This is a genomic window from Nostoc sp. TCL240-02, assembly GCF_013343235.1.
Lineage (GTDB): Bacteria > Cyanobacteriota > Cyanobacteriia > Cyanobacteriales > Nostocaceae > Nostoc.
This window is the reverse complement of record NZ_CP040094.1, coordinates 7417488-7435829: the sequence shown is the minus strand read 5'-3', so window position 1 is coordinate 7435829 and position 18342 is coordinate 7417488. Positions and strand designations below refer to the sequence as shown.

Sequence of the window (18342 nt, the reverse complement as noted above, 5' to 3'; positions counted from 1 at the left end):
AATATTCTCTTTTCTTTTACCAATTTATTTCGGATTTTTTACCAGCAAGTAGTTAGGAGCCAATTGCACACTAGCTATTCTGACTCCTAACTTTTGTACAGAAGCGATTAATCACGTCTCGTCTGTACTCCTAATTCCTAACTCCTTTCATTCCGCCCCTAAGATACTCGCAAGCAAAGCTTTTTGAGCGTGTAAGCGATTTTCTGCCTGTTCCCAAACTTTTGATTGAGAACCTTCAATAACTGCCTCAGTAATTTCTTCACCACGATGGGCTGGTAAGCAGTGTAAAACAATTGCCTCTGGATCAGCAAGACTCAATAGCTGTTCCGAAATTTGGTAAGGCTGAAAAATTGGCATCCGATTATTGGCTTCAGATTCTTGCCCCATACTTGCCCAGACATCAGTATAAAGTACAGTAGAACCCTTAGCTGCTAATTCTGGATCATGAGTGACAAAGACTTCCGTTTTGTTATTAGCGATCGCTCTTGCTTGTTCTACAATCTTAGAATCTGGCTCATATCCGCTAGGAGTAGCAATTCTGACATTCATCCCTACCAAAGCACAGCCCAACATCAGAGAATTAGCCATATTATTGCCATCACCCACGTAGGTTAAAGTTAACCCAGCAAGGCTGTTAAAGCTTTCTTGAATCGTCAATAAATCAGCTAATACCTGACAAGGATGTTCTGCATCAGTAAGCGCATTAATTACCGGAATCTTGGCATAGTGAGCAAAAGTTTCCAAATCCTGTTGGGCAAAAGTGCGAATTGCCAAAATATCCAGATATCGGTCTAACACCCGCGCCGTATCCTGTAAAGGTTCCCCGCGACTAACTTGAGTGACATTAGGGTTGAGATCGATTACCTGTCCACCCAATTGGTACATCGCCACGGTAAAACTTACCCGTGTGCGAGTTGAAGCTTTGGAGAACAACAACCCCAAAACTTTATTACACTGCAACTTCAACTGCTGTGATTTAAGTTGAGTTGCCAATTGCAGGAGTTCTTGAAGTTCCGTAGAACTGATGTCCGCTAGACTTAATAAATCTCGTCCGAGCAATGCTGCCATGCTTGTAATCTGTAAAAAATAATTATATATTTCTGTCCCTTTATTCAGCTGTGCTAAGAAAATCCAGTTTTGGAACTGACGAGATATTTTTGCTTTCAGCCCAGGATTTGAGTTAGCTTTTGGTATGAATATTAATTTATTAACTTTATCAGTGATTGCGATCGCAGATTTGTTTCTGTTTCATCACAATTGCAACGCCAACTAAACTGTCTAGGTGCAAATCTCTAGTCTTCTAGCCTTATTTCTGGAGAAGTAGATATTTTTTAGCAATTACAGCTAGACAAATAAATTGATTATGGTACAATAGGAAATTGTGGTTGCTACTTAGAGTAATCAGTAAAATTGCCAGCATAGCACAGTGGTAGTGCATCCGACTTGTAATCGGAAGGTCGCGAGTTCAAATCCCGCTGCTGGCTTTAACGGAAAATCCCCCAAATGCGGGGGTTTCGGCTTTAAATTACATGAATATTTTTAGCATCTAACTAAATCGTAATATGTTGAAATATTCATGAATTCGCTAGTTGTTGGTAGCGTTCCTGAACTTCCTGAATCGAAAATAAAGTTTCAAACCTTAACCCAGCTGACTGATACAACTCACCTCCACCTTGTTGTCGGTCTACTAGGGAAATTATTTGATTTACGGTATAACCTGCATCTTTAAGACGTTCAACCGCTTTTAGAGCAGATTGCCCAGTTGTCACCACATCTTCCAAAACTACTACTTTTGCACCTTCTGGTAAAGTGGGGCCTTCTATATAAGCTTTCGTCCCATAACCCTTGGCTTCCTTGCGAATAATCAGCGCTGGTATGGGTCGGTTTTCATAAACAGAAACTATACTCACTGCTGTCACCATTGGGTCAGCCCCCATCGTTAAACCTGCTACAGCCTGAGTATCTACAGGTAGTAAAGGAAATAACAATCGTCCAACAGCTAAAGCTCCTTGGGGGTGGAGTGTTACCTGCATCTTATTGACATAATAAGAACTACGTAACCCAGAAGCGAGAACAAAATCACCCTCTTGATAAGCCCGTTGAGAAAATAAATCTAGTAGCTTGTGGCGCAAGGTTGTCAAATCAGCAGTGGTTGCCCAAATATCTGAGTGGGTAAGAGTTTCAGTAGGATACGTCATTACAAAACATTAAAAGTTGTGCTACACCAAAGGTTGAACTCATCAGAGTTCTGAACTTAAGCATAAATTAAGATTCGCCCAAAAGGAAAATTGAGGAGTCAGAAACGTGTGTATAAAATTTAAAACCTTTGGTGGTTTATTGGTGCTGCTTGCTGCTAGTATTGCTTTTCCCTCAGTTGCATTTGCCCAAACCGAAACCCCCAGAACTGAAACCACAAGTGATGTATTTGAACGAGCTTTTTTTAGTCACGATCGCAATTTCTACGAAAATGGCAGCCTCAAGCGTCAGGTAGACTCACTTCTAGGATCTGGTTCTAGTTTCGGTGGTTCCTTCCCAGAAAATGAAATTGCCCGCGATGCTGAGTTGGTTAACACTTTATATCATGATGTCTTGACTCAGCAAGTTGGTAACGATCCTTATCTTCGCACCCCTGATTTACCAAATCCTTATGATACATCGCTGATCATGTCCCCTCGTTTGAATGGCAACAAACTCAAAGTAGGAACTGAATTCAGGTTCGAAACTTTACCACCTCGGTAAGATTAGCGAGTGGGGACTGGGGAGTGGGGAGCAAAGGACAATAATTACTCACCAACACTTCAGCAATGCTCAGTACAACTGCTCATACCCAATGCCCCATACCCCCTATTACTACTTTTTGATGATTCAGTGCGCCCTGCTGGAATCGAACCAGCCTGAAGACGAATTATGAGTTCGTTGCCTCCCCAATCGGCCAAAGGCGCTTGTTTTGGTCGCATTCCTACGAGCCAATTATTTTGACTTTTTAAGTCAACCTTTTTATTTGCTAATTTTAGAGTGAGGAAAATACTTCATTCACTGATTTTAGCCAATTCCCTAATTATAGCATAAATTTACCACGTGTGAATACTGGACACTAGTTTACCAAATTTTTATACTACATAATTTAATCATGAAATAGTAGAGACTAATATTGATTAAGTTCCTTTAAGGATTGAGGTCAAAAGCTTCAATATTCTTAAATAGCCCAGCATTCTTATGCGATCGCTTATCAGCAATGAAAATAAATTCTACTGTACTTCTTACTTTGATTTTGTTAATCCTGATGATGGGGGCAGGTTCTGTGAGCGCGTTTTTGGGGTTTGAACTGGGGAGTTCAGCACTTAAAGGCGTTACCGCACCCGATGGTCGTCCCACAACCAAATTTGCCAGCAATAAAGCAAATGCCTCTCAACAGGGAGGGCTAGTGCTATTAAAAGAGGAAGAGATTCTGAAAGTTGTCAAGGCGCGAATTGATGGTAAGACCAAGGCTGCTAAATCGGAAAAGCTAGAGGAAGATGACGAAGAAACCAATAGCAGCAAGCAGAAGCCAGAGGAAAAACCTCCAGAAGTGATTGAAGAAAAACCCTTACCAGGCTTTCCAGTTACTGCTCAAAGTCAGGGTGTAACTATGACTGTGCAATCTGCTCGCTACTCTGGTGGTGACTTGCTACTGAAAGTGAAAATGCAGAACAAAGGTAAGGATTCTGTGCGTTTCCTGTATAGTTTTTTAGATGTTACCGATGATAAAGGACGAACCCTAAGTGCTAGTACAGAGGGTTTGCCAACAGAATTGCCTGTCAATGGCCCAGCATTTTCAGGTACAGTGAGCATTCCCACAGCTTTACTTGATGATGTCAAGAAAATATCACTTGCTCTTACTGATTATCCTGCTCAACAATTGAAGCTAGAGGCATCGAATATTCCTGTAGAAAGGTAGAAAGGTAGATGGGAATTGGGAATTGGGAATTGGGAATTGGGCATTGGGCATTGAACATGAAGAAGAGACAAGGGAGACAAGAGAGAGACTTGTTCAATAATTCCCCCTTGTCTTCCTGCCTCCCCTGCTCCCCTGCTCCCTGCTCCCTTGCTTCTTCCCTATTCCCCATTTCCCCTAAATGGAGGGCGTGAGTTTTACACGAGCTTTGGCAGTGAGTGGTTTTCCTAATTTGATTTGGACGGATGTGGCGCTGCGGTTGTTGTCAGTGCTACTACTGATTGCCATAAATGCCTTTTTTGTGACGGCGGAATTTTCGATGGTGAGCGTACGGCGATCGCGTATTCACCAGCTAGTTAAGGCTGGGGATATTCCAGCGATCGCTGTGGAAATGCTACAACGTAGTATTGATCGACTACTATCTACCACTCAGTTAGGCATTACCCTTTCTAGTTTGGCGCTGGGATGGATTGGCGAAAGCACAATTGTTGTGCTGGTGAATGCCTGGTTAAGATCCTGGCCTTTACCTAGTGGGATGACTAACTTCCTTGCCCACTCCCTATCAATTCCCATCGCTTTTTTCTTAATTGCCTATTTGCAAATTGTGGTCGGAGAACTATGTCCCAAATCCTTAGCCATGCTTTACTCAGAACAGCTAGCGAGGTTTTTGGGGCCTTCGGTAAAAGCGATCGTGCGTTTTTTTGGCCCCTTCATCTGGATTCTCAACCAATCAACTCGTTTTTTATTGCGGATTTTTGGTATCCAATACACAGGTCAAGGCTGGCGGCCGCCTGTAACTCCTGAAGAATTGCAACTGATTATCTCTACAGAATGGGGATCTACTGGTTTACAGCGTGCGGAACGAGAACTGCTCAATAATGTCTTTGAGTTTGGGGATGTCATGGCCCAAGATGTGATGATCCCCCGTACCAGTATTATCACGCTGCCAAAAGATGCTACCTTCCAGATATTACTTAGAGAAATGGCTGATACTGGTTACTCACGCTACCCCGTGATTGGTGAATCTTTAGACGATGTTCGCGGCATTGTTTATTTTAAAGATTTGGCACAACCTTTAGCTGTGGGAAAGCTCAGTTTAGAGACACAGATCCAACCTTGGATGCGTCCCGCCCGGTTTGTTCCAGAACACACGCCCTTAAGTGAACTTTTGCCCATGATGCAGCAAGAGAAACCCGCTATGGTCATGGTAGTAAATGAATTTGGCGGGACTGTGGGACTCGTGACAATCAAAGATGTCATTGCCGAAATCATCGGCGATGCAAGCGAACCTGAAAGCAGTGACGACTTACTGATTCAGATGTTAGATGAGCAGAAATTTTTGGTGCAGGCACAAATCAACCTCGAAGACCTCAACGAGGTTTTGCATCTCAATTTGCCCCTGACCAGAGAATATCAAACACTAGGAGGCTTTCTGTTGTATCAGTTACAGAAAATTCCGGCCATTGGTGAAATCTTCTATTATGAAAATCTTGAATTCACTGTGGTATCAATTGTTGGACCACGCCTGCATCAAATTCAACTGCGACGCTTGGAGGAAGCGGGAGGAGCAGGGGAGTAAGGAGTAGGGGAGGCAGGAAGACAAGGGGGAATTATTGAACAAGTCTCTCTCTTGTCTCCCCCCTCTTCTTTGTCTCCCTTGTCTCTTCTTCATGTTCAATGCCCAATGCCCCACTAAGCATACACCAGTGGATCAACGAGTCCCAATTCGGCAAAAGCTGCCAACCGCAAGCGACAAGAATCACATACACCGCAGGCGACATCATCACCTGCATAGCAAGACCAAGTTAGCTCCCAAGGAACTCCCAATTGATTCCCTAGTTGGATGATTTCGGTTTTTTTCAAGTTGATTAGAGGTGCAACAATATTAATTGGTTGTCCCTCACGCCCTTGTTTGGTTCCCAGACGAAAAACTTCCTGCATTGCTTGGATATAGTCGGGGCGACAGTCAGGATATCCTGAGTAATCTAAGGCGTTGACACCGATATAGACACGTTCAGCCGCGATCGTTTCGGCGTAGCCAAGAGCAAAGCTTAAAAAAATGGTATTCCGAGCCGGAACATAAGTCACAGGAATATTTTGAGACATTTCATCCAGCGATCGCTCTTGGGGTAGATCAATCGCATCATCGGTAAGTGCAGAACCTCCCCATTGCCGTAAATCAAAATTCACTACTTGATGTTTTGCGATCGCAGCCTTTTTAGCGACAGTCAGGGCTGACTGTAACTCTCGTCGGTGTCGCTGCTGGTAATCAAAGGAAATAGCATGACATTCACAGCCATCAGCCTTAGCTTTATACAGAATTGTGGAAGAGTCCAATCCCCCAGATAACAGAATTACAGCTTTCATCTCGATTGCAAATTTTGAATTTTAAATCGCCAAATTACACCTTAACAAGATGCCAGGAAGCAATGCCAAAAAGCTTCCTAAACGTCTCTTAGTGATGGCAAAGCCACACAAGTCTCTCTCAAAAAGTGCTGTGATATCTTCTCTACGAGACGCTGCTAGTAGCTTGTTTCTTTGCAAGAATATGTTTCTACCGTAGCTACTGCAAATAATCATACAAAAATCTTTTCCGTTAAACAGTGATAATAATTCCTGATAATTTTTTTGAAAAAAGCTTAAGTGTTATTTTTGACTATTTTGTAATTTTAGTGTTGTCAATTGGATATTGCTCTCAGTAACTAATTACCTAACGGTATCCCAGAGAGAAGTCCGAACCAAGGAAGCTGACCCTGAAAACTTTGGAGAATTTACACTTAAGTCTTACTGAATGTTTTAAAGTTAATAAAAAGACATATATTTTTTGTAGAAAGTGCAAAATCAAAAACCAACCCGAACTATCTATACAAAAGATGTTTGGATTACGGGAACCGATCGCAAACTTTGAAATTCTTCATAAACATAGGCTCTATGTTACCATCTGGATGGTTTTAGACGGATCGTAACTGGCTTTCGAGTATAAACGCCAACGGCCGTAGCGTCTCTAAATTTGGTGGTTGAGGAGAGAATAATAGTGCAAGATAGCATGTCAGTGGCAGAACCGAATCTATATACACAGCGCAACCAGCCACGACCGATCCGCATAGGCGTGATTGGAGTGGGTAACATGGGACAACACCACGCTCGCGTGCTGAGTTCAATGAAAGATGTTGAACTGGTTGGAGTGGCAGATATTAACGTCGAACGAGGATTAGAAACTGCCAGCAAGTACAAGGTGCGTTTTTTTGAAGATTACTGTGACCTGCTACCCCTTGTGGAAGCAGTTTGTGTAGCTGTTCCCACCCGTCTGCACTATGCCGTGGGCATTAGCTGTCTGCTAGCGGGAATTCATGTTTTGATTGAAAAACCCATCGCAGCCAGTATTTCTGAGGCAGAGTCTCTAGTAAATGCGGCGGCAGAGTCTCAGTGTATCCTGCAAGTAGGTCATATTGAGCGTTTCAACCCAGCTTTTAAAGAACTGAGCCAAGTTCTGAAAACCGAGGAATTGCTGGCGCTAGAAGCCCACAGAATGAGTCCTTACTCAGATCGGGCAAACGATGTTTCGGTTGTGCTGGATTTAATGATCCATGACATCGACCTACTTTTGGAATTAGCTGCTTCCCCAGTCACAAAATTGACTGCTAGCGGTACTCGCTCCTTAGACTCTGGTTATTTAGATTACGTAACTGCCACTTTGGGGTTTGCCAATGGTATTGTTGCTACTCTGACTGCCAGTAAAGTCACTCACCGAAAAATTCGCCGGATTGTCGCCCATTGCAAAAATTCATTTACTGAGGCAGATTTTCTCAAAAATGAAATCTTGATTCACCGACAAACGCCTGCCAATTCTCTCACCGACCACCGACAAGTACTTTACAGGCAAGATGGTGTGATTGAAAAAGTCTACACCAGCAATATTCAACCTCTAAGTGCGGAATTAGAACATTTTGTTAACTGTGTACACGGTGGTAATCAACCCTCAGTAGGTGGTGAACAAGCTCTCAAAGCGCTGAGGCTGGCAAGTTTAATTGAACAGATGGCGCTGGAAGATCGAGTTTGGAATCCATTAGACTGGCAATCGGAACCAAGAGTACAATCACTGACCCCGACAGCCTAGAAGAAGAGGGGATGAGGGGGATGAGGGGGACAAGGTAAAATTTTCTCCCTACTCCCCCCCAATCACCAACTCAGAAGAAAACCCTAGAGTATGTTTTTAAATTTGCCATCAAGTCTTTAGATCCTCCCTAGTCTTTTTACAAGGCTGACTAAGGGGGATCTAAAAAATTAGAAAACAAAACTCAGTGGCTCCTTTCATTAATTTTGTAAGGTTCGTGGTGAGCGATTTATCGCTCAATTTCAAAGGTTAGAGCTACTTACGAACTTTTCTAACCCTCCAAATTAATGAAACAATCTCCTAGCTTCCACTTGTCTTCCTCTATTTTTAAGTTGCGATGCAACTGTTAGTGCAACCCAGTTACCTTGGCTCTAGCAAGCGGGGATAATTCTTTTAAAAAACTAAGCCTCAATCTTAGTAACAAGACTAGTGCAGCAATTTCAGGAATTGACTCAATGCTTGAATGGATAACTAACACTATCAACTATTTTGGCTATTGGGGAATCGCCCTACTAATGTTCCTAGAGAACCTTTTTCCCCCAATTCCTTCAGAATTGATTATGCCACTGGCTGGATTTACAGCAAGTCCATATCAACCAGGAGGGGCAAAGCTAAATATCATTGGTGTGTTTTTCGCAGGACTTTTGGGTTCTGTATTGGGCGCACTTATTTGGTACTATCCAGGTAAGTTTTTGGGTGAAACTCGTTTGAAAGCTTGGGCTGACAAGTATGGCAAATGGCTGGCTATATCCAGTAAAGATATTACCAAGGCCAAAAAGTGGTTTGACCGACAAGGTAAAAAAGCAGTATTAATAGGTCGTCTTGTACCAGGAATCCGCACCTTGATTTCTGTTCCCGCAGGGATCGGCAATATGCCCTTGCTACCATTTTTGTTTTACACAACAGTAGGTAGCGCGGCTTGGGTGGGTTTGCTAACATACTCAGGATACATATTGGGTAGTCAGTACGAACTTGTGGACAAGTACCTTGCTCCTGTATCCAAAATCGTACTTGGCGGTTTGGTTCTAGCATTTGTTTTCTGGATATTCAAGCGCCAGTTAAGACGTACTAGAAGATGAAATACGGACGCTTTTGGTTTGAAAGCAGTAAAAGCAGGGGTTACATCTGGCCAAAATTCGCCTACACTATGCCAAATAATACTAGATGTACGTTGGCATGAGCCCATCGGAGATATGGCCAAAATTAATTTTTGGCGTATTTCTAGCTACACTTGACGCAACCTAGAATTTCTGGTTGCTCGCATTTTTGTAAGATGAGCATGACAACTTTTTACAGTTAAGTTTGAACTAGGAGCTTTCATGACAGACCAACCTTCCGCCGCTAACCCTATGAATAGTGCTGCTATACCCATGAATAGGCAGCCGTTAGCATCGACGACTCCCATAAATGCTGTTAATAATAATCCTCCCGCTATTACCAAGTCAGGCGGTGGTTCCGGGAAAACCATTCTCAGTGTTGATTTAGGTAGAACTTCCACAAAAACTTGTGTGAGTCGTGAACCTGGCAGTGTGGTATTCGTACCTGCCAACGTCAAGCAGATGTCAATAGAACAAGTACGCGGTGGTGTTTTTGAAGCTAGAGCTACTGACCCCTTAATGGATTTGTGGCTGGAGTATCAAGGAAATGGATATGCTGTTGGTCAACTAGCAGCAGATTTTGGGGCCAATTTAGGAGTCGGCCAATCTAAGGTAGAGGCTGCACTGGTAAAAGTGTTAGCAAGTGCTGGCTACTTCAAACTCAGAGACGATATCTCAGTTGTACTTGGTCTGCCTTTTCTTTCTTTAGAGCAATTTGAAAAGGAAAAAGCACAGTTGATTAGCCAAGTAGGTGGCCCTCATGTCTTGAACTTCCGAGGCGAATCTATATCGTTGAATGTGAGTAAGGTATGGGTAATGCCAGAGGGCTACGGTAGCCTGCTGTGGTCTGAAGCTCAACCGAAGAAAAGTCCTACCAGTCCCGATTTTACAAAAATATCGGTAGCGATCGTTGATATTGGACATCAAACTGTCGATCTTTTGATGGTAGATAACTTCCGTTTTGCCAGAGGTGCTTCTAAGAGCGAAGACTTCGGTATGAATAAGTTTTATGAATTGGTGTCTGCCGAAATCGAGGGAGCAGATAGTCAATCTCTTGCGCTGATTTCTGCCGTTAACAAACCCAGAGGTGAACGCTATTACCGTCCTAAAGGCGCTAGCAAGCCCACCAACCTAGACGATTTTCTTCCCAACCTTACAGAGATGTTTTCGCGTGAAATCTGTAGCCGTGTGCTAGCCTGGTTGCCAGAACGCGTCACCGATGTGATTCTCACTGGTGGCGGTGGTGAGTTCTTCTGGGATGATGTTCAACGTCTTCTCAAAGAAGCAAAGATTAATGCTCATTTAGCAGCACCTTCCCGTCAGGCGAATGCTTTGGGGCAGTATATTTATGGAGAGGCACAATTATCCTCCAATCGCGCTGCTAGGGCATAAAGCTGATGTTCCAATGGTCAAAAAAGGTAGTTAAATCCGTCACGTTCAACCCAGAGCTTGCTGATGAAAGCTTGTTAGCGCAAGTAGAAAGTTATTTGGAAAAACAACCAGACAAGACTTTCAGCGACCTCTGTAAAGAAGCCTTGTGGCAATCTTTATGTGTACCGGAATCTGTACAACCTGCTCCACAAACAGCAGCAACAACACCGGTTGAACAACAAATCGGTGAACTGCAACGTCAAGTGGCTGGACTTGAGGAACGTTTTTTTGCCAAGGGATCTAATCGTTTGGAGGCGATGGAACATCATCTATTGCAACTTTCTCAACAAGTTGCACAACTGGCGCTCATAGTCAACGATCGCTCGTTCGTTCCGTCTCCAACTCAATTAGAAGTAGTAAATAATACTTCTTATACTGTTGCTACCCCTCCTCAAGAGGTTGACCCCGTAATCAGTCGCCTTAGTCAGTTTCTCGATGATTTTTAAGGAAAAATCACGTTTGTGAGCAGTTTTTGCTCATGTTAACAATCCTTAATAGTATTAACTATTAAGGATTATTAATGTTTATACAGAGATGCGATGTCTGACCAAAAGCTACTTTGTACGGTAGTCGCTACAATTGACGGAACCTCCCTTTTAGTTCGTCAGTCGCTTAGGTTGAAAAACCCGTCTTCAGCACTTGACTTATGGCAATGCGTTGCCTTATCTAGGCACATCAATTTTTAGTATGCGCTCAAAGTGGGATAAAGTATTATTTAGGACTATTGTATAAAGTTTTTCACTTTTAGCAATCTACAGCCGGAAATTACCCAGTTATACTGAGATAAACGAATGTAAGTCAAAACACCGTTTGAGTTCAGTTGACACTTATCATCATGAGTAATACCAGTTTTTGGAAGCCTGCTTATCAGCTTTTTAAGCCAGAGGAACCACTTACTACACCTGAAGAACTGAGAAATTTTTATGTCCAGCGAGCCAACAGTCCTGTAGAGAATTTAATCACTTTCTTGGATATGGAAGACGATCCAGCTAAATTTTTACTAGCAGGTCACAGGGGTGGTGGCAAAACTACAGAATTGCGGCGATTAGAACAACATTTAAACAGCAAGTATACAGTAATTTGGATTGATACTGTAACTGCTCTTGACCAGTACAACATTGGCTATGCTGAGGTTGTAGTCCTAATTGGAATTAAAATTTTTGAAAAAGTTATTCAACGAGAGTGGGGTTTAAAAGACGATTTATTAAATGATTTACTCAAAAGTCTCAAAACTGTAGTTTATCAAGATGAAGACGCTGAAAATGCTGGTCTTGAACTTCCAGAAATCATCAAAAAGCTAGGTCTAATTCTTAAACAAGGACTAACTCGGAAAGTTACTACAACTCTCAATATTCGTCCGCAGCTTAGTAAAATCATTGAGCGAGTTAACGCCATCATAGAAGCTGCTGAGAAAAGAAACAAGCAGAAGTTACTGGTGATTGTAGATGGTCTTGACCGACACGATCAAGTTACAGCCTTGGAAATGTTTGCTAGTCCACTGCTGACTCAGCTAAGTTGCCATATTATATATGCAATTCCGATTTCACTTAGGTATTCTCCAAGCTTTCGTCAACCAATGGAAAGCTTTCAAAAATGCTTAGATTTAACTAATCCACCAGTATTTGAGTGCGATGAGAATTTATGTCCTACTACAATCCCTAATCAACTTGGTAGAGACATTCTTAATAGTGTAATTCATAAGCGTTTAGCAAGCTTGGGTGATGCTTATAAGGGTTTATTTAATCCAGATGCGCTAGAACTAATTTCGGAAAAAAGTGGTGGCGTGATGCGTGACTTAGTGCGACTGGCTCGTACAGCTTGTGAAGTTTCTTTAAGGCTAAATTTGATATATGTAAACTTAGATGTTGCTAAAGAGGCTGTGCAAGAAGTTCGTAGAGAATATAATTTAAGTGATTACCATTTCTCCGAACTAGATAAAGTTCACCGCACAGGTTGCTTAACTACTAACACTCATAGTTTGCCTAACAAAGGTCAGTTTGTTATTTGTGATGAGCTTTTACAAAACAAATTTGTATTAGGTTATTACGATCGCAGTAAAAAATCCTGGTTTGATGTTAACCCTATTCTATTGGAAGATTTACAACGTTGGCAAGCTGCTAACTCTCCAAAAATTTAATAGTTGTTTTCTCTCCTAATTAGCAATTATTCATCAAGAAAATGGCTTCTAACGAAGATAACACTTATTCTCTAAGTGCAAATGACGCAACAGAGCTAAATAAATTAGTTAGTTTCTTAGAATTATCTAGTGGGACAACGACAATTTTTGCTATTGCACCGGAGAGTGGGCCACAACATCCGATAGTCGAGGAAATAAAGTTACTTTTAGCAGATGGGTATCATTCTTTTAAAGAACCTCAAAACTTTTTTTACAGTGATAATTCACTCTATAATTTTCTCTACAGTTTAGATGAAACTGGGCTGCATAATTCTGAAACTAAACGTGAATTGATAATGGCATTTGGAATTGACCAATTGCCGACATCACGCCTGAAACAAGAGATGAAGCAGTTGAATTTAGGGAGAGATTCACTATTTGGTCGGGAATTAGTCATAATTTTTTGGCTGAATAAAGAAGAATTTTTAGAAGAGTTTCGTAACCGTGCGCCTGATTTCTGGGATTGGCGGGGGAAGTTGGTGAAATTTGAGGCACGTCCACCTGTAAATCCCCTATTTTATCCTTATCTAGAGTGGTTGATAGCTGAAAATTCCTATCTCAAAATCAGTGGCGTGATGCAAGTCCAGCGCCAAGTAGATATTTTTCTAGATCAAATTTATGTTTCACTACAAGCAGTAAGGCGACAGCAGATTGCAGAAATGTCGAAACTAGACCAAGAGATGACTACATTTCGCCAAGCTGATAGGTTGAGCATGAGCATCTCTAGCCCCTACGATTTAGACGAACCTTACTATTACGAAGCAGTTTTAATAAGTTCAATACCCACTACTAGCACCAAAACAGTAACACAAAGAATTGATTTATCTCATGCAGTGCGCGAGAATCAATACTGCGTAATTCTTGGCGCTCCAGGTGCGGGAAAGACAACGTTACTGCGTTATCTGGCGCTACATTTTGCCACAGCGAAACGTGATGGCAATGAAATAGTAATAGGTGGCGAACCCCAAGAAGAATTGGGTAAAGCTCTGTTGCCAATTTTCTTTCGTATTGCCGATTATGCAGAACGACTGCAACAAGAACCAGAGTTAAAACTGCTGGACTATCTGCGCCAATTCTACCGCCAGTGGGAAGCTTACTTTCAAGATGAAGCGGAAGTAGGAACTGAGATGGCGACGCTACTATTAGAAAAAATGCGTCAAGGGCAGTGCTTAATGCTGCTGGATGGGCTAGATGAGGTATTTGAACAAGAAAGCCGCAGGCTGATTGTGGAAAGAATCGATCAGTTTGTCAATGCTTTTTCTACTAATAAGTTTGTCATTACCAGCCGCATAGCTGGCTACCGCGATGTGAAACTGAGCAGCCGTTTTGCTGAGTTCACTATTGAAGATATGGGTAGCGAACAGGTAGAAAAATTCCTGGAACGCTGGTGTTTGGCGATAGAAAGAGCGCAGCAGCCAGAAGCTAGTGAGGCGCAATGGCAAAGAGCAGGAGATGACCAAGCAAGGAAGATTTTAGAGGCAATTAAAGACAATGAGGGTGTAAAGCGCTTGACAGCGAACCCTCTACTGTTGACAATTTTGGCACTGATTCACCGCAATGGTGAGCGCCTACCTAACCGGCGGGTGAAACTTTATGAATTGGCAGTGCAAACCTTGACGGAAGATTGGCAGCTAGGTAAGAAGTTGCCAGATGCTCCGAAAGTACTGCTGAACCAAAATGAAGTAGTGGCATTTTTAGCACCACTGGCTTACTGGATGCATGAGGAGAAGCCCTCTGGTTTAGTCACTGAGGCAGAAGTTGAACAACAGTTAGGAGCAAAACTAGCAGAATTAAATGATACTGACATAGAATCAGACTCAGTACGGCAAGCCGTGCAGGAGTTTTTACGAAAAGTGCGGGAAACCACAGGGCTATTTGTGGAACGTGCGCCAGGAGTTTACGGCTTTATGCACCTGACGTTTGAGGAGTATTTTGCTGCACGTTATATCGCTGACAATGAAGTAAGCGATATTTTAGCAATTATCCGTAAACATTTGCATGAGCCGCGTTGGAATGAGCCGATTCTACTGGCTTTAGGCTATTACGGCATTTATTCTCCTAAACAGGTTAATAAGCTAGTTGAGCAGCTTTTCAGTAATCTTGATGCTTATGAACCTGTAATTAAAGGTGGTAATTTAAAAATCAAAAATGCATCTTCGCAGGATGCGATCATCATCTGGTCAGGTTTGCAAGAGGAATCAACTACTAACTGTAACCAGTCGGAATTACAGTTGAAAGATTTGCTATTTGCTGGGGAGGTTTTAACTCAAGTTGAAGTGAATAGCCGTCTTCGTAGAAAGCTAACTAAAAAGTTAGTTATTACTTTAGTATTAGGAAATAACTTAGAAGATGGAATAATTAAACAACTGCTAAAACTACTGCGCCAGATTGAACTATTTAACAATAAGAGTGAAGTTATAGCTTGTTTGGAACAATGTGTAAAAGAATCAACACTATTTGAAATTATTGGCGCAATTGCACAGTTATCAATCCTCTATATCGCTTGTGCGGAATCTGGAATATCCTTACTCAATTGTGTAACCGATATTGTTAATCAGTTAAATCCATTGCTTTTCAGTGGACTGAAGGGAATATTTGCAGATTTGGGTGAAGAAATGACTCCTGCCTTGGAATTTATTAAACGGGATCAGGAAATTGACCAAGTTAGTGAACAAGCTTTAAACTTTATTACCGCATTGTCTTATATCCGTGACAATAACTATATAAAAGCTATCACACTTTTAGAACCACTAATTTACAGTTCGGATAAAAGCTTGATGCATTTCATTACCTGGGCATTAGCTGATTGTTATAAACTTCAAAATCAATATGAGAAGGCGAGTAAATACTACCAGCAAACATATGACAAACTAGCAGTATATCCTCAACAAAGCTCTTTATTAGCTTTCTGGAATGAATGGGGAGCTTGTTACCGTTTACAGGCTAAATACAAGCAATCATTGGAGTGCTTTCAGAAGCGGTTAGCTATTACTCAAGGTGTCAATGACTATGAATTTAAAGCAGATACTCTCTATGAAATAGGCAAGACTTATAAAGCATGGGGTAAATATGAAGAAGCGATCGCCTATTATCAACAGAGCCGTGACCTCTATGAGCAATTAGGTAAAGATAAAGATATAGCTAACTTATGGTATCGGCTAGCTGATTGCTATCGTGATTGGGGTAAATATCAGGAAGCTGTAGAGTGTGAACAAAAAGATTTGGCAATTTGCCAGCAGTTAGATGACCAAACCGAAATAGCTCTTGCTCATTATCAGCTAGGACGTATATATCAAGCATGGAGCAAATATGAAGAAGCGATCGCCTATCATCAACAGAGCCGTGACCTCTATGAGCAATTAGGTAAAGAGAAAGATGTATCTAACTTATGGTATTGGCTAGCTGATTGCTATCGTGATTGGGGTAAATATCAGGAAGCCATAGAGTGTGAACAAAAAGATTTGGCAATTCGTCAGCAGTTAGATGATCAAACCAGAATAGCTCTTGCTCATTATCAGCTAGGACGTATATATCAAGCATGCAGCAAATATGAACTAGCGATCGCCAATTACCAACAAAGCTGTGATCTCTATGAGCAATTGGGTAAAGAGGAGATTATAGCTAACTTATGGTATCGGCTAGCTAGTTGCTATCGAGAATGGGGTAAGTATGAGCAGGCAGTCCAGTGTGAACTCAAGGATTTGGCAATTCGTCAACAACTGGATGACCAAACAAATGTAGCAGATGGCTATAGGCAGTTAGGAAGCGTCTATCAAGCATGGGGCAAATATGAACTAGCGATCGCCAATTACCAACAAAGCCTTGACCTCAATGAACAATTAGATTTAGAGGAGAATGTGGCTAACTTGTGGTACTTGCTAGGTGATTGCTACCGAGAATGGGGCAAATATGAGCAAGCAGTTCAGTCTTTGCAAAAGTGCCTGGGAAAACGTCAAAACTTAGAAGAAAAATCAGGTTTAGCTTCGGCACACCATAAACTAGGTCGCATCTATCAAATATGGGGCAAATACAAAGAAGCGATCGCCAATTACCAACAAAGCCTTGGCCTCAATGAACAATTGGGTCTAGAGGAAAATGTAGCTAACTTGTGGTACTTGCTAGCTGAGTGCTATTGGGAATGGGGAAAATATGAGCAAGCATATGAGTGTGAGCAAAAGGATTTGGCAATTCGCCAACAGATGGATGACCAACCTAATGTAGCGGATGCCTATAAACAGTTAGGTCATATCTATCAAACATGGGGTAAGTATGAACAAGCGACCGCGCACTACCAACAAAGCTGTGACCTCTATGAGCAATTGGGCAAACAGAAGGATGTAGCTAACTTGTGGTATTGGCTAGCTAATTGTAATAGCGACTGGGGCAAATATGAACAGGCATTAGAGTGCCAGCAGCATTGTTTGCTCATACGCCAGACATTAAATGACACATCATTGATGGCTGTAACTTATCGTCAATTAGGTCAAATCTATCAAGCTTGGGACAAATACGAAGAAGCGATCGCCTACTTGCAACAAAGCCGTAACCTCTATGAGCAATTGGGCAAAGAGAAGGATATCGCTAACTTATGGTACTGGTTAGCTAGTTGCTATCGGGATTGGGGCAAATATCAGCAGGCACTCGAATATGAACTTAAGGATTTAGCAATCCGTCAACAACTAGACGACCAAACAAATGTAGCGGATAGCTACAATCAACTAGGTCGAATTTATCAAGCTTGGGGTAAGTATGAACAAGCGATCGCCTACCACCAACAAAGCCATGACCTTTATGAGCAATTGGGTCTAGAGGAGAATATAGCTAATCAACTATCTTGGATCGCTAGTTGCTACCGCAGTTTAAATGATTATGCGAAGGCGATTGAATATTACCGGCAAAGTCAAAATCTTTATCATCACTTAGGCCATGATGAGAGTGAAGCTAGACGCTATATGCAACTTGGTAAAAGTCAACGTTTACTAGCAAAAAATACTTCAGATCGAGCAGTAGTTTTTGAATTCCTAGCGCAAGCTGAACAAAATATCCGTCAAGCTATCCAAATAAATACCACAGGAGACTATAAAAAAAATCTTGCTTACGACTACATTATCTTTAGCTTAATCTGCTCAGAACGCTTACGCCCATCGTCTTTTGATGACTCGTCACTGCAAGAACAAATTACCCAATTTGAAGAATATTACAATACTGGCTTGACATATCTTGCCAAACTGGGGCAGACAGTAAATCGAGCAGAAGAAGCTCTTGATATCGCCCGTGTTTATCTGGAAGTCAGCGTCTTAAAAAATCTTGATCGAGCTGAAGAACTAGCCCAAGAATCCCTTCAAGTTTTTCAGGAGTACAATCACCGGAAACTAGAAGCTTCATGTCGTAAACTCTTGGGCGAAATATACTTGAACCGCGCCCAGCATCATCAATCAGATACTAAAGTAACTGCTACCCAGTTTTTAACAGAAAGTCTGCAAATTTATAGAGAGCTTGATTTAAGAGAAAAAGCTGTCGAGGTGGAGCAGCTAATGTATTCAAATCTAGATAATACTGGAATACTTAGCGATTAAAATTCCCTACTACA

At 41.8% G+C, this 18342-nt stretch carries 13 protein-coding genes and 2 tRNA genes; 10 read left to right on the top strand and 5 right to left on the bottom strand.

The window, feature by feature from the left end:
* Nucleotides 1-147: 147 nt before the first annotated feature.
* Complete coding sequence (gene argF, locus FBB35_RS31880) at nt 148-1068, bottom strand: ornithine carbamoyltransferase (protein ID WP_174712948.1); 921 nt, start codon at nt 1066-1068, stop codon at nt 148-150.
* Nucleotides 1069-1412: 344 nt separating this feature from the next.
* Here argF and FBB35_RS31875 point away from each other — a divergent pair.
* A tRNA-Thr gene (locus tag FBB35_RS31875) sits at nt 1413-1484 on the top strand.
* 90 nt (nt 1485-1574) lie between these two features.
* Here FBB35_RS31875 and pyrE read toward each other — a convergent pair.
* Nucleotides 1575-2198 carry an orotate phosphoribosyltransferase gene (gene pyrE / locus FBB35_RS31870; RefSeq protein WP_174712947.1) on the bottom strand — a complete coding sequence of 208 codons (624 nt, stop codon included), beginning with the start codon at nt 2196-2198 and terminating at the stop codon, nt 1575-1577.
* 106 nt (nt 2199-2304) lie between these two features.
* Here pyrE and FBB35_RS31865 point away from each other — a divergent pair, with 106 nt between their 5' ends.
* Nucleotides 2305-2739: a hypothetical protein gene (locus tag FBB35_RS31865; protein WP_174712946.1), complete on the top strand. Its 435-nt coding sequence runs from the start codon at nt 2305-2307 to the stop codon at nt 2737-2739.
* A 130-nt stretch (nt 2740-2869) separates the two neighbouring features.
* Here the strand turns inward: FBB35_RS31865 and FBB35_RS31860 are convergent.
* Nucleotides 2870-2942: transfer RNA gene (locus FBB35_RS31860), tRNA-Ile, on the bottom strand.
* Nucleotides 2943-3235: 293 nt separating this feature from the next.
* On the opposite strand from FBB35_RS31860, the gene FBB35_RS31855 reads away from it, so the two are divergent.
* The gene (locus tag FBB35_RS31855) at nt 3236-3937 is read left to right on the top strand and encodes a hypothetical protein (protein ID WP_174712945.1); all 702 of its coding nucleotides are present in this window, start codon (nt 3236-3238) and stop codon (nt 3935-3937) included.
* A gap of 178 nt (nt 3938-4115) precedes the next feature.
* Nucleotides 4116-5513, top strand: coding sequence for a hemolysin family protein (locus tag FBB35_RS31850; protein WP_174712944.1), 1398 nt, complete (start codon nt 4116-4118; stop codon nt 5511-5513).
* A gap of 113 nt (nt 5514-5626) precedes the next feature.
* Here the strand turns inward: FBB35_RS31850 and queC are convergent, their stop codons facing one another.
* A complete protein-coding gene (gene queC, locus FBB35_RS31845) occupies nt 5627-6301 on the bottom strand; it encodes a 7-cyano-7-deazaguanine synthase QueC (RefSeq protein ID WP_174712943.1) in 675 nt (224 codons plus the stop codon).
* 21 nt (nt 6302-6322) lie between these two features.
* Nucleotides 6323-6514 carry a hypothetical protein gene (locus FBB35_RS31840; protein ID WP_174712942.1) on the bottom strand — a complete coding sequence of 64 codons (192 nt, stop codon included), beginning with the start codon at nt 6512-6514 and terminating at the stop codon, nt 6323-6325.
* 454 nt (nt 6515-6968) lie between these two features.
* Between FBB35_RS31840 and FBB35_RS31835 the strand changes: the two genes are divergently transcribed.
* The 6 genes from FBB35_RS31835 to FBB35_RS31810 all read left to right on the top strand — a co-directional run bounded on the left by FBB35_RS31835 (nt 6969) and on the right by FBB35_RS31810 (nt 18328).
* Nucleotides 6969-8051: a Gfo/Idh/MocA family protein gene (locus FBB35_RS31835; protein ID WP_114084961.1), complete on the top strand. Its 1083-nt coding sequence runs from the start codon at nt 6969-6971 to the stop codon at nt 8049-8051.
* Between the two features lie 452 nt (nt 8052-8503).
* Nucleotides 8504-9127, top strand: a complete 624-nt coding sequence (locus FBB35_RS31830; RefSeq protein WP_174712941.1) for a DedA family protein — start codon at nt 8504-8506, stop codon at nt 9125-9127.
* A gap of 240 nt (nt 9128-9367) precedes the next feature.
* Nucleotides 9368-10537, top strand: a complete 1170-nt coding sequence (locus tag FBB35_RS31825; protein WP_174712940.1) for a ParM/StbA family protein — start codon at nt 9368-9370, stop codon at nt 10535-10537.
* Between the two features lie 5 nt (nt 10538-10542).
* Nucleotides 10543-11022: a hypothetical protein gene (locus FBB35_RS31820; protein ID WP_012410799.1), complete on the top strand. Its 480-nt coding sequence runs from the start codon at nt 10543-10545 to the stop codon at nt 11020-11022.
* Between the two features lie 389 nt (nt 11023-11411).
* On the top strand, nt 11412-12713 hold the full coding sequence (locus FBB35_RS31815) for a P-loop NTPase fold protein (RefSeq protein ID WP_174712939.1): 1302 nt from the start codon (nt 11412-11414) through the stop codon (nt 12711-12713).
* A 41-nt stretch (nt 12714-12754) separates the two neighbouring features.
* Nucleotides 12755-18328 carry a tetratricopeptide repeat protein gene (locus FBB35_RS31810; protein WP_174712938.1) on the top strand — a complete coding sequence of 1858 codons (5574 nt, stop codon included), beginning with the start codon at nt 12755-12757 and terminating at the stop codon, nt 18326-18328.
* Nucleotides 18329-18342 lie beyond the last annotated feature (14 nt).

What these genes read in the sequence shown, in the direction of transcription:
- FBB35_RS31810 (WP_174712938.1), top strand. Translation starts at nt 12,755, where the DNA reads ATGGCTTCTAACGAAGATAACACTTATTCTCTAAGTGCAAATGACGCA.
- FBB35_RS31820 (WP_012410799.1), top strand. Translation starts at nt 10,543, where the DNA reads ATGTTCCAATGGTCAAAAAAGGTAGTTAAATCCGTCACGTTCAACCCA.
- FBB35_RS31855 (WP_174712945.1), top strand. Translation starts at nt 3,236, where the DNA reads ATGAAAATAAATTCTACTGTACTTCTTACTTTGATTTTGTTAATCCTG.
- FBB35_RS31830 (WP_174712941.1), top strand. Translation starts at nt 8,504, where the DNA reads ATGCTTGAATGGATAACTAACACTATCAACTATTTTGGCTATTGGGGA.
- pyrE (WP_174712947.1), bottom strand. Translation starts at nt 2,198, where the DNA reads ATGACGTATCCTACTGAAACTCTTACCCACTCAGATATTTGGGCAACC.
- queC (WP_174712943.1), bottom strand. Translation starts at nt 6,301, where the DNA reads ATGAAAGCTGTAATTCTGTTATCTGGGGGATTGGACTCTTCCACAATT.
- FBB35_RS31850 (WP_174712944.1), top strand. Translation starts at nt 4,116, where the DNA reads ATGGAGGGCGTGAGTTTTACACGAGCTTTGGCAGTGAGTGGTTTTCCT.
- FBB35_RS31840 (WP_174712942.1), bottom strand. Translation starts at nt 6,514, where the DNA reads ATGATTATTTGCAGTAGCTACGGTAGAAACATATTCTTGCAAAGAAAC.
- argF (WP_174712948.1), bottom strand. Translation starts at nt 1,068, where the DNA reads ATGGCAGCATTGCTCGGACGAGATTTATTAAGTCTAGCGGACATCAGT.
- FBB35_RS31825 (WP_174712940.1), top strand. Translation starts at nt 9,368, where the DNA reads ATGACAGACCAACCTTCCGCCGCTAACCCTATGAATAGTGCTGCTATA.
- FBB35_RS31815 (WP_174712939.1), top strand. Translation starts at nt 11,412, where the DNA reads ATGAGTAATACCAGTTTTTGGAAGCCTGCTTATCAGCTTTTTAAGCCA.